11 protein-coding genes are annotated in these 11,647 nt (G+C 67.5%); 2 read left to right on the top strand and 9 right to left on the bottom strand.

From position 1 onward, the window contains the following. Positions 1–9: 9 nt before the first annotated feature. Entirely contained in the window at positions 10–918 is a 909-nt protein-coding gene (locus tag HWX87_RS03815; RefSeq protein WP_176045871.1) for a LysR family transcriptional regulator, read from the bottom strand. 556 nt (positions 919–1,474) lie between these two features. Between HWX87_RS03815 and HWX87_RS03810 the strand changes: the two genes are divergently transcribed. Next, positions 1,475–2,056 (top strand): putative glycolipid-binding domain-containing protein, encoded by a 582-nt coding sequence (locus HWX87_RS03810; protein WP_176045870.1) that lies wholly within the window; start codon positions 1,475–1,477, stop codon positions 2,054–2,056. Positions 2,057–2,060: 4 nt separating this feature from the next. On the opposite strand, the gene HWX87_RS03805 is transcribed toward HWX87_RS03810, so the two are convergent. Together HWX87_RS03805 and HWX87_RS03800 are read right to left on the bottom strand one after the other, a co-directional pair. Next, positions 2,061–3,053, bottom strand: coding sequence for a sulfonate ABC transporter substrate-binding protein (locus HWX87_RS03805; protein WP_176045869.1), 993 nt, complete (start codon positions 3,051–3,053; stop codon positions 2,061–2,063). Between the two features lie 182 nt (positions 3,054–3,235). Then, positions 3,236–3,643, bottom strand: coding sequence for a DUF427 domain-containing protein (locus HWX87_RS03800; RefSeq protein ID WP_176045868.1), 408 nt, complete (start codon positions 3,641–3,643; stop codon positions 3,236–3,238). Between the two features lie 299 nt (positions 3,644–3,942). On the opposite strand from HWX87_RS03800, the gene HWX87_RS03795 reads away from it, so the two are divergent. Continuing rightward, positions 3,943–5,604 carry an ABC transporter substrate-binding protein gene (locus HWX87_RS03795; protein ID WP_176045867.1) on the top strand — a complete coding sequence of 554 codons (1,662 nt, stop codon included), beginning with the start codon at positions 3,943–3,945 and terminating at the stop codon, positions 5,602–5,604. Positions 5,605–5,667: 63 nt separating this feature from the next. Here HWX87_RS03795 and HWX87_RS03790 read toward each other — a convergent pair whose 3' ends face one another. The 6 genes from HWX87_RS03790 to HWX87_RS03765 form a co-directional block, all read right to left on the bottom strand. After that, the gene (locus tag HWX87_RS03790) at positions 5,668–6,615 is read right to left on the bottom strand and encodes a TauD/TfdA family dioxygenase (protein WP_176045866.1); all 948 of its coding nucleotides are present in this window, start codon (positions 6,613–6,615) and stop codon (positions 5,668–5,670) included. A gap of 150 nt (positions 6,616–6,765) precedes the next feature. Next, complete coding sequence (locus HWX87_RS03785; RefSeq protein ID WP_176045865.1) at positions 6,766–7,719, bottom strand: TauD/TfdA family dioxygenase; 954 nt, start codon at positions 7,717–7,719, stop codon at positions 6,766–6,768. Between the two features lie 143 nt (positions 7,720–7,862). Further along, a complete protein-coding gene (locus HWX87_RS03780) occupies positions 7,863–8,708 on the bottom strand; it encodes an ABC transporter ATP-binding protein (protein ID WP_176045864.1) in 846 nt (281 codons plus the stop codon). 40 nt (positions 8,709–8,748) lie between these two features. Continuing rightward, the gene (locus HWX87_RS03775) at positions 8,749–9,570 is read right to left on the bottom strand and encodes an ABC transporter permease (protein WP_176045863.1); all 822 of its coding nucleotides are present in this window, start codon (positions 9,568–9,570) and stop codon (positions 8,749–8,751) included. 31 nt (positions 9,571–9,601) lie between these two features. Further along, entirely contained in the window at positions 9,602–10,444 is an 843-nt protein-coding gene (locus HWX87_RS03770) for an ABC transporter permease (RefSeq protein WP_176045862.1), read from the bottom strand. 15 nt (positions 10,445–10,459) lie between these two features. Further along, entirely contained in the window at positions 10,460–11,527 is a 1,068-nt protein-coding gene (locus HWX87_RS03765; protein WP_176045861.1) for an ABC transporter substrate-binding protein, read from the bottom strand. Positions 11,528–11,647: the final 120 nt, after the last annotated feature.

Here is an 11,647-nt window from a genome sequence, read left to right as displayed (position 1 = left end):
CGGTGACGGCTACCGGCGACGTTTCGTCAGCAGCAGCGGGACCTCCTTCTTCAGCAGGTCGACGACTGCGCGCACGCGTGGCGGCAGCGGCCGTTGCGCCTGCACGAGCGCATTGAGCGCGTAGTCGGGGATCGTATGGCGCGGCAGGATCTCGACGAGCTTCCCCTGCTGGAATGCGGTGATGCAGGCCGGCAACTGGACCACGCCGATGCCGCCGCCGGCCACGATCGTGTCGTACATCGGGCGCCAGTGGCTCGTCGTCATCACCGTCTGGATCCGCGCGTATTCCACGGTCTTGTCTTCATCCTGCAGCGGCAGCTGCTCGTTCGCGAAGATGCCTTTCACGCGGATGAACGGATGGCTCGCGAGGTCGGCCTTCGTTTCGATCGGGCCGAACCGGTCGAGATACGACGGCGCGGCCACGAGCACGCGGCCGACTTCACCGATCGGATGCGCGACGAACCCGCCGTCGCCGAGCTGGCCGAGACGCATCGAAATGTCGACGCCTTCCGTGACCGGATCGACGATGTTGTCGTTCAGCACCAGGTCGATGTGCAGCCGCGGGTAGGCCGCGCGGATCTGCATCAGCGCGTGCGGCATCACGACCTCGCCGAAGCATTGCGGCGCCGCGAGCCGGATCGTGCCGACGAGCGTGTTTTCCGTTTTCGATACCGCGGCAATCGTGTCTTCCGCCGCTTCGAGCAACTCCTTGCTGCGCGCGTAGAAGATCCGGCCTTCTTCCGTGCAGTTGAGCGTGCGCGCACTGCGCATCAGCAGCCGGGTGCCGAGAAATTTCTCGAGCTTGTCGATGCGCTCGCTGACGGCCGGCTGGCCCATGTCGAGATCCCGGGCCGCGCCGGACATCGTCCCGCGCTCTACGACCCTGACGTAGATCCGCATCGTCGCCAACAAATCCATGAAATCGCGCCTCTTGTCTGATTAGAATCGGCTTATAATCCACACCGAAATTCCATGATTCATTCCCGGATGGCGTGTAATGCGCGCCGCATGCGAAGAATCTTCCGGTAAATACAACGTATTCACAACCAGCCGGAAAATATTTCGCATGTCGATCCGTTTTTCAATCGAAAGATGGTACTAAAGCGCCATTCCGCGAGGGATGTGCATCGTGCCGATATTGGCTATCGGCTCGACAACCTACCGCCAAACCCTGACGCGCCGTAACCTTCGCCGCGATCTGTCCGTTTCGACAGCGCCTGGTTGACGCACGGCATGGTTCGTTGCGTTCTCATCGATCTCTTTTGAACGCCGCCGTGTGCGGCAAGCCTGTGCGCAGCGCACGTCGGCAGGTAGCGCGCGGGGTGCTCGCGCCGGGCATGGCCGCGTCCGGTTCGCGGCGATGACGCAGCGTGCGTTTGCGCAGCCTGCTCCCGGAATAGCGGCCGGCGAAGCCGCGTGTGTTCATCGGCACGATGAGCGACAATCGGCTTCCGCGCGACCGACAGGAGACGACATGACGCAGCAGGACGAAGCCGTGCGCACGCACTGTGTCGCATGGCAGATCGTGCAGACGTGGCAGGCGTGCGAATGGTGCCGGCTCGTCGAATCGCACTCGGGCATCGACCTGTCGGGCTCGGTGTCGGGTGCGATCGACGGCGCGCCGTTTCGCGTCGACTACGCGATTGCATGCGGCGCCGACTGGCTCACGCGCTCGGCACGCGTGACACGTTGGGTCGGCACGTCGCAGCAGCAGTGGGACATCGCCTGCGATGCAGGCCTATGGACGGTCGACGGTGTCGATGCGCCGGCGCTCGCGGGCGCGACCGATATCGACCTCGGTTTCAGCCCGTCGACCAATACGCTGCCGATCCGGCGGCTCGCGCTCGCCGTCGGCGAATCGGCCGTGATCCGCACCGCGTGGCTGCGGTTTCCGGATTTCGACTTCATGCGTGGCGAACAGCGCTATACCCGCACGGCGCCGCACCGCTATCGCTACGAGAGCGGCACGTATGCGGCCGATATCGCGATCGATGGCGCGGGCCTCGTCACCGACTACGACGAATGGCGGCGCATCGGCGCCGCGCTCGCGCGGTAACGCGTCAGCGCGCGCTGGCGACCGACAGCTTGCCGGGAATCAGCTTCAGCGTGCTGAACGTGTCGGCGATGTTCTGCTGATACGCGACCGTCGCATCGGTGATAGGCTGCACGCCGTAGCCGGCGCGCTTGAGCGCGACTTCGAGCGTCGGCGCGTCGAGGCCGACGAGCGGCGACAGTTGCGTGGCGACCTCGGGAACGTGATCGCGCGCCCAGCGGTCGACCGCGTCGACTTCGTCGAGCAGCGTGCGCAGCACCTGCGGGTGGGCGGCCGCATACTTGCGCGCGGCGAGGTAGTACTGCGTGTTGCGCACCAGCCCGTCGCCGTTCGCGACCACGCGCGCGCCGAGCTGCCGCTCGGCGGCGGCGAAATACGGATCCCAGATCACCCACGCATCGATACTGCGCTGCACGAACGCGGCGCGCGCGTCGGCGGGCGTCAGGTAGATCGGCTGGATGTCCGCATACGTCAGGCCCGCGCGTTCGAGTGCCTTCACGAGCAGGAAGTGGACGTTCGAGCCCTTGTTGAACGCCACCTTCTTGCCGCGCAGTTGCGCGACGGTGCGGATCGGCGAATCGGGCAGCACGATGATCGCCTCGCCCTGCGGCGCGGGCGGCTCGTTGCCGATATAGACGAAATCGACGCCGCCGGCCTGCGCGAAGATCGGCGGCGTTTCGCCGACCGTGCCGACGTCGATCGCGCCGGCGTTCAGCCCTTCGAGCAGTTGCGGACCGGCGGGGAATTCGAGCCACTGCACGGTGACGCCCTGGTTCGCGAGACGCTTCTCGAGCGTGCCGCGTGCCTTGAGCACGACGAAGTTGCCGTACTTCTGGAAGCCGATGCGCAGCCGCGTGCCCGTGTCGTCGGCCCGGGCGGGGCCGGCCGCGAGCGGCCCGAGCGCGAGCCCGGCCAGACCGGCGGCTGCGCCGTGCAGCCATTGGCGGCGGCGCGGGTTTGCCGGTGTCGTTTCAGCGTCTGCGTGCGGTGTGTCGGTCATCGGGTCATCCTGCGTGCGGGTTCACGGGTCGCGCGCGTGGACGGCGCGGCCGGCGCAAGGCAGGGCCGGATGCGGGCGATGCACGCCACCGGCCGGCCCGCGCCGGATTCAGGACGATACGGCCGCGCCGGCCGGTGGCCAACCAACGATTGCGTATATGCAAATCAGCGGCACGGCGGTGCTCAATCGGTGCCGGCCGGGCTTTCCTCGATCGAGTCGACGCGATCCGGATAGAACGCGAGGTGCCCGCGAATCGCTTCGACGGCCGGATACGGATGCTCGTAGGTCCATACCGCGTTGGTTGCGCGTTCGCCGCCGGCCGGGATCGAGTAGTACGCGCAGTCGCCCTTGTACGGGCAGTAGGTCGCGTGATCCGTGCGTTGCAGCAGCGACATGTCGGCGTCTTCGCGCGGCAGGTAGAGCACGGCCGGATAGCTGGCCTCGCGCAGCGCCAGCGCATGGCGCGTATCGGCGACGACCTTGCCGGCCACCTTCACCACCACGCGCCGCGGATGCGGTTCGATCGTGATCGGATGGTCGGGGCCCGGCGATTTCACGGGGCGAGAGGGCGTATCGGGACTGATCGACATCGTGGGTCCTCCATGACTCGACGGCGCTGCGGCGCCGGGCGGATCCCGGCGCGCCGGCGCCGGCGTTTGCCAGCCGATACGATGCGCCGATTCGGGAAAGTCTGCAGGGGGCCTGAAGGCGGCGGCGCGAACGGCTGCCGGATCGTGCGCCGGCGCTCGCGTGGACGTTTTCATGCACGGGCAGCGGGATGCATCGGCGACGATAAGCAACGCCGAATTAATTGGTAAGCGATCGGCGCGATGCGCGCGAAGATCGGCCGTCGTCATTCGCATGACAGCCATCCTTTCTCTCCGCCACCATGAAGAACGCTTACGTTTCGTCAGCCGCGCGTCGTACGCGCGGCGTACCGCGTGCCGCCGTCGCGCTTCGCTGCATCGCCGCGTCGCTGCTGTTCGCCGGCGCGGCGACACCGGCGCTTGCCGCGCCGGCCGGCAAGACGCTCGTGTACTGCACCGAAGGCAGCCCGGCCGGTTTCGATCCGGGCCAGCACACGACGAGCACGGATTTCGATGCGAGCACGTACACCATCTACAACGGGCTCGTGCAGTTCAAGCGCGGTACGCTCGATCTCGAACCGTCGCTCGCGACGAGCTGGGACGTATCGCCCGACCAGCGCACGATCACCTTCCATTTGCGGCGTGGCGTGAAATTCCAGACGACTGCCTGGTTCAAGCCGACGCGGCCGTTCCAGGCCGACGACGTCGTGTTCACGTTCCGCCGCATGCTCGATCCGGACGATCCGTTCCGCAAGGCGTACCCGGTCAGCTTCCCGTATTTCAGCGATCTCGGCTTCGACCGCAACGTCGAGCGTATCGAGAAGATCGACGACTACACGGTGCGCTTCGTGCTGAAGACGCCCGACGTCGTGTTCGTGCGCAACCTGGCGATGGCGTTCGCATCGGTGCTGTCGGCCGAATATGCGTCGCAGCTTGCCGCGCGGCATCGCGAGTCCGACATCAACCAGTTCCCGGTCGGCACGGGGCCGTTCCTGCTGCGCACGTACCAGAAGGACGCGCTGATCCGCTACGACGCGAATCCCGACTACTGGAAGCCGGACGACGTGAAGCTCGCGCGCCTCGTGTTCGCGATCACGCCCGATCCGGCCGCGCGCCTGCAGAAGCTGGTGGCCGGCGAGTGCCAGGTATCGGTGTTCCCGCGCCCGGCCGATCTCGAGACGGTGCGGCGCGATCCGAAGCTGTCGCTGTTCTCGGGGATGGGGTTCAACGTCGGCTTCGTCGCGTACAACACGCAGCATGCGCCGCTCGATCGCGTCGACGTGCGGCGCGCGCTCGACATCGCGATCGACAAGACGGCGATCGTGAAGACCGTGTTCAACGGCGACGCGAAGATCGCGACGAACCCGATGCCGCCCGCGCAATGGTCGTACAACCCGCGCCTGAAGGACGCGCCGCGCGATCCGGCCGCTGCGAAGGCGCTGCTCGCGCAGGCCGGGTTCCCGAACGGCTTCGACCTGACGCTGTGGGCGATGCCGGTGCAGCGTCCGTACAACCCGAATGCGCAGTTGATGGCGCAGCTGATCCAGCAGGACTGGGCGAAGATCGGCGTGCGCGCGAAGATCGTCAGCTACGAGTGGGGCGAATACAACCGCCGCGCGAAGCACGATGGCCAGCATGACGCGATCCTGTACGGCTGGTCGGGCGACAACGGCGACCCCGACAACTGGCTCGGCACGCTGCTCGGCTGCGACGCGGTGCACGGCAGCAACCTCGCGAAGTGGTGCAATCAGGATTTCGAACGACTCGTCAGCGCGGCACGCTCGAACGCGGATGTCGCCAAGCGCACGTCGCTGTACGAGCAGGCGCAAGTCGTGTTCAAGGACCAGGTGCCGTTCACGCCGATCGCGACGTCGATCGTGTCGCTGCCGATCTCCAGGCGTGTCCACGGGCTGACGTTCTCGCCGCTCGGCGGGCACCGGTTCGACGGCGTGTGGCTCGATTGATCGGGAAGCGGCCGGCGCGCTCGTGCGCGCCGGTGTCGGCAGTGGTCGGTTGAATCGGCCGGGTCAGTTCAGCGCGACGGCCGCGGCCGTTTCGACCGGCGAGCCTTCGAGCGCAACCGACGGCCGGCCGTCGGGGCCGACCGGCACATCGCCGGTCAGCGTCGTGCGGTAGAGCTGGCGGTCGAAGTCGAGATCGAAGATGTCGACCGGTGCAAGATGCGCGGTCGCACGGTTGTCCCAGAACGCGATGCTGCGCGGTTCCCACTTGAAGCGGATCGTGAATTCCGGCCGCGTCACGTGCTCCCACAGGAGTTCGAGCAGCGCCTGGCTCTCGCGCGGCGTCAGCCCGACGATCGATTTCAGGAAGCTCGGGCTCACATACAGCGCGCGTTCGCCCGTCTCCGGATGCACGCGCACGAGCGGATGCTCGGTCACGAGCGGGCGGCGTTCGACGGCCTCGTCGAACGCGCCGGTCGCGCGCGCACCAGCCGGCGGCGTGAAGCGGTGGAGGCCGCGCAAGCCGTCGACGAAGCCGCGCAGCGGAGCGGACAGCGTCTCGTAGGCCCGCACGAGATTCGTCCAGTGCGTGTCGCCGCCGTACGGCGGGATCGTCACGCCGCGCAGGATCGACGCCCACGGCGGATTCACGGCGGCCGTCACGTCGGTGTGCCAGCCGGTCCACGGCCGGCGCACCGGTTCCCCTTCGAAGCGGGTCGCCTTGCGGTGCTTCGCGATCGAGTAGACGGCCGGATGGCCGTCGACATGCCCGAACACCGGGTGGCCGACCGTCGGTTCGCCGAACTGCGCGGAGAACGCGACATGCTGCTCGTGCGTGAGGAACTGTTCGCGGAAGAAGATGACGCGCCATCTCAGCAGCGCGGCGCGGATCGCCGCGATCTGCGGCGTGGTCAACGGTTGCGTGAGGTCGACGCCGCGGATTTCCGCACCGATATGGGCGGACAGCGGAATCACGTCGACCGGCTGGGCGGCGGGTTCGAGTAGGGCGCTCATGCGACGCTCCTGGCGGAAGTGAACGGGGCGGAGGGCCGACATCGTTGCGCGTGCAAGTGTCGGTGCGGTGACGGGACGCTCATGATCGAATCTTTGGCAAGGGGTGGCGCGGCGGCGCGCAGGACATGACGCCGCCGCGTGATACGGGCGTTACTGCAGCGTTGCGCCCGGCCCTTTCAGCACGACGCTCTGGCGGCCGTCGATGCCGACCGGCACGTCGCCGTGAACGGTCGCGCGGCGCACGACGCGGCGCGCATCGCCGTAGTCGTTGATCGCGTAGTGCTGCGTCGCGCGGTTGTCCCAGATCGCGACGTCGCCTTCCTGCCAGTTCCAGCGCACGGTGTTCTCGAGACGCGTCACATGCTCGTGGAAGACCTGCAGCAGGTGCGCGGAATCCTGCGACGACAGCCCCTTGAGCCGCTGCACGAAGTGGCCGAGCACGAGCGTACGCTCGCCGGTTTCCGGATGCACGCGCACGACCGGATGCTCGGTTTCATAGACGGTCGACGTGAACACTTCGCGGTAGCGCTTCAGTTGCGTGTCGTCGGCATGCACATGCGTCGACGCGTAGTCGTAGGCGTTGGTGTGCAGCGCCCACAGCGTGTCGGCGAGTGCGCGCAGCGGATCGGGGAGATGCGCGTAGGCGGCGGCCGTATTGGCCCACACGGTATCGCCGCCGAACGGCGGAATCACGAGCGCGCGCAGGATCGAGATCTTCGGGTATGCATCGACGAACGTCACGTCGGTGTGCCACGAATTGGCGCGCGCGCCGTGCGCGGAATCGAGTTCGAGCAGATGGGCGCTGCCGTCGACGGACGGCACGGTCGGGTGGGCGACCGTCTCGCCGAAGCGGCGTGCGAACGCTTCTTGTGCGGTGTCGTCGAGATGGTGCTGGCCACGGAAGAACAGCACCTTGTGGCGCAGCAGCGCGGCATGGACCGCGTCGAACGTCGCGTCGTCGAGCGTGGCCGTCAGCCTGACACCGGCGATTTCGGCGCCGATCCGGCCGGCGACCTGGCGAAGCTGAAGCGGAACGGCGGCCGTGCGCGGCGCGGCGTGCGAAGCATGCGAAGACGGTTGTGCGGCGTGCTGGACTTCGGACATCGTGAATCTCCTGGAGTCGGATCGGTCGAGTCTCCATTCAAGCAGGGACTGCGCTGAACCGGAACCGATGAATCGTCACAACCTTAGCGTTCCCGCTGCGATGAACGATACGTGATGCAGAGCAATCCGGCCGCGCGACGCCGCTACCATGCGAGCCGCCATTCGCCGATCGGGTGCGGGCGCGGCGTATCGACGCGCTTGCCGTCCGTGCCGCCGTTGCGCGGTGGTTCGCTGTCGTCGAAATCGGCGAGCACCGTGTTGCGCAACCGCGCGAATTCCGGCGAATCGCGCCGGCGCGGCCGCGGCAGCGCGACATCGACGATGCGCTCGATGCGGCCCGGGCGCGGCGCCATCGTGACGACGCGGTCGCCGAGATAGACGGCTTCGTCGACGTCGTGCGTGACGAGCATCATCGTGATGCGCTCCTGTTCCCAGATGCGCAGCAGTTCGTTCTGCATCCGCGCACGCGTCTGCGCGTCGAGCGCGCCGAACGGCTCGTCGAGCAGCAGTACGCGCGGGCGGTTCACGAGGCCACGTGCGATCGCGACGCGCTGGGCCATCCCGCCCGACAACTGGTTCGGAAAGGCATGCTCGAAGCCGTTCAACCCGACGAGCGCGATGTGATCCGCGACCGCGCGCCGCTTCGCGGCGGTGTCGAGCGGCGCGTTGCGCAGCGCGGCGGCGATGTTCTGTTCGACGGTCAGCCACGGGAACAGCCGGTGATCCTGGAAGACGATCCCGCGTTGCAGCGACGTATCGCGTACGCGTTCGCCGCCGGCACGGATCTCGCCGGCATAGTCGGTGTCGAGCCCGGCAACCAGCCGCAGCAGGGTCGATTTGCCGCAGCCGCTCGCGCCGACGATCGTGACGAATTCGCCGGCGCGTACGTGAAGCGATACGTCGTCGAGCACGGCGAGCGTCGCGCCGCGTTGCGCGTAGTGCTTGCTCACATGGAGGATGTCGAGCGAATCGGAGGCGAGCGTCGTCATGGCGGGGCGATGAAGGGTGCAGTGGATGAGGGACGGACGATCAGCGCGGCAGGTCGCCGCGACGGGCCAGCACCTTGCGCTCGATCGCACGTGCGATCGCGTTCAGTGCCCAGCCGGTCACGCCGACGACGATGATCCCGAACAGCACGAGATCCATCCGGAACTGCTCGCTGCCGTCGATCAGCGTGTTGCCGATGCCGCTGCCTGCGACCAGCAGGTATTCGGCGCCGAGCGTTGCAAGCCACGAATAGATCAGGCCGAGATACAGGCCGGTGAAGATCGACGGCAGCGCGGCCGGCAGGATCACGTGGCGAATGAGCTGGAGTCGCGAGTAGCGCAGCGCGCGGGCGACGTCGACATACGTCCGCGGCACCGCGTGAATGCCGTCGCAGGTGTGCGCGGCGACGGGCAGCAGCGCGGCGAGCGACAGGAATACGACCTTGGCGGCGTCGCCGAGGCCGAACCACACGGAAATCAGCGGAATCCATGCAAACAGCGAGATCTGCTTGAACGTGTCGAAGCTCGGACCGACCATTCGCGCGGCGACGCGCGACAGCCCGAGCGCGGCGCCGAGCAGCAGGCCGCCCGTCGCGCCGATCGCGAAGCCGCACGCTTCGCGCGCGAGCGACGCGGACAACGCGCGGCCGAGCGCGCCGCTCGTGGCCTGCGCCCATGCGGTGCGCAGCACGTCGGACGGGCCGACGAGCAACCCGCTTTTCACGAGATGCGCGGACGCGATCGCCCACCAGAGTGCGAACGCAACGACCGGAAGCACGAAGCCGCGCCAGTCGGGTACGTGCAGGCGGCGGGCGGGCGGCGGCGGGGCTTCCGGCGTGAGTGCGGGCGGGGCGGAATCCGGCACGGGTGAATCTCCTTCGATTGGGCGGACCGGCTCAGCCGCGAAACGCGGACGGTACGCCGCGGCGCAGGCGTGCCTCGAGCGCGTCGAGCAGCCGGTTGATCAGCAGGCCGACCGCGCCGACCACGACCACGGCCGCCATCACGAGGTCGAGCTGGAACAGTTGCCGCCCGTACACGATCAGGTAGCCGAGCCCTTCGGACGACGCGACCAGCTCGACGACGACGAGCGCGAGCCACGATTTCGTGAAGGCGAGCCGTACGCCGGTCGCGAGCGTCGGGATCGCGGCCGGCAGCACGACATGGACGATGCGTTGCCGGCGCGTATAGCCGAACACGCGTGCGACTTCGTCGAGCGCGGGCGGCGTCTGGCGGAATCCCTGCAACGTGCTCAGCGTGACGGGGACGAGTGCCGCATGCGCGATCAGCAGGTATTTCAGCGGTTCGCCGACGCCGACGAGCAGCAGCAGGAACGGCAGCCAGCCGAGCACCGGAATCTGCACGAGCGCGTTGAAGCTCGGCAGGACATAGGCTTCCAGCGTGCGCGACAGGCCGAGCGCGACGCCGATTGAAAATCCTAGCAGCGTGCCGGCCGCAAAGCCGACCATCACGCGTTGCAGGCTGATCAGCGTGTGGCGCACGAGATCGCCGCTCGTCGCGAGGTCCGCGAGCGATTCGTACACGCGTTCGGGCGGCGGCAGGATCTGCGGCGCGATCCAGCCGCGCGCGCTGCCGACCGTCCACAGCGCGAACAGCAGTGCGGGCAGCGCCCATGGTGCGAGCTGCCACGCGAGCCGCGTCACGACTGCCGCGCGGCGTGTCGGCGTGGCGAGCGCATGACGCTCGGACGACGGAATCGAAAACGCGGTGTCGCTCATCGGCGCAGGTCCGGGTCAGGAGAGGGGCTTGCCGGCCGCGTCGTAACGCTGCCAGTAGTGTTCGAGCTTCAGCGTGCGCAGCGCGTTGTCGAGATACTTCGGCTCGAACCAGCCGTCAACGTCGACCGGCTGCCGGATCAGCTTCAGGTTCAGCGCGTCCTGCGCGACGGCCTTGTAGCGTGCGACGACGAACGGGTCGATCAGCGGGGACAGCCGGTCCTTCAGGCGCTGGTTCGCATAGTCGGCCTGCCACGATGCATACGGCACGCCGCTCTTCGCCCACAGCTTGAACAGCGCATCGCGGTTCGCCTCGTCGGACGACCATTGCGCGCCTTTCACGTACGCGGTGACGACGCGCTGCACGATGTCCGGGTGCGCGCGCTCGAAATCGTCGAGTACGAGCAGGTGGGTCTGCCGCGTCAACTGCGGGCCGTCGTTCTGCGATTCGTAGATGATCCTGGCGAGCCCCGCATCGCGCAGCTTGTACAACTGGTAGTCGCCGACCGACGCATCGATGCCTTTCGACGCGAGCGCGGCGAGCGAGCTGGCGGAGTCGAGGTTGATCACGCGCAGGTCGCGTTCGCCGAGGCCGTTCTTCGCGAGCGCGTTGTCGGCGACGAGTTGCAGGTTGGTCCCGCGGAAGATCGACACGCGGCGCTCTTTCAGGTCCTTGATCGAACGGATCGTCGAGTCGGGCGGCACCGCGATCTTGATCCCCGAGCGCACGCTGGCGGCGAGCAGCAGGCGCGTCTTGATCCCGTTCGAACGGGCGAGCACGGCAGGCAGGTCGCCCTGGTACGCGAAGTCGAGCGCCTTGTTGGCGATCGCCTCGTTGACGGCCGGCCCCGCACCCTTGAAGAACAGCCACTGCACCTTGATGCCGTCGGCGGCGAATTCCTTTTCGACCAGCTGCTGCAACTGCACGGTGGCGGCGCTCGATCCGCCGAAGGTCGGCGGATCGCCGGCACCTTGCTGGGCGACGCCGATGCGGATGGTGGCAGGCTTGTCGGCATGCGCGGCGGCGGCCGGCAACGTAATGAGGGACGCGATCAGCAGCGATCGCAGCAGGCGCAGTGGAAGCATGAATCGATCGGTCAGGAGTACGGTGGAGGGGCGGCGACGGGTGTCGGTCCGTCGAATCATTCTCGATGAGGCGATGGGGGTGGACAAGAAACGATTTGAACTATGCTTATCGCCGCTTTG

The organism is Burkholderia sp. BCC1644, assembly GCF_902833225.1.
Classification (GTDB): Bacteria; Pseudomonadota; Gammaproteobacteria; order Burkholderiales; family Burkholderiaceae; genus Burkholderia.
The sequence above is the reverse complement of the archived record's forward strand: the minus strand, read 5'-3'. Positions and strand labels throughout refer to the sequence as shown.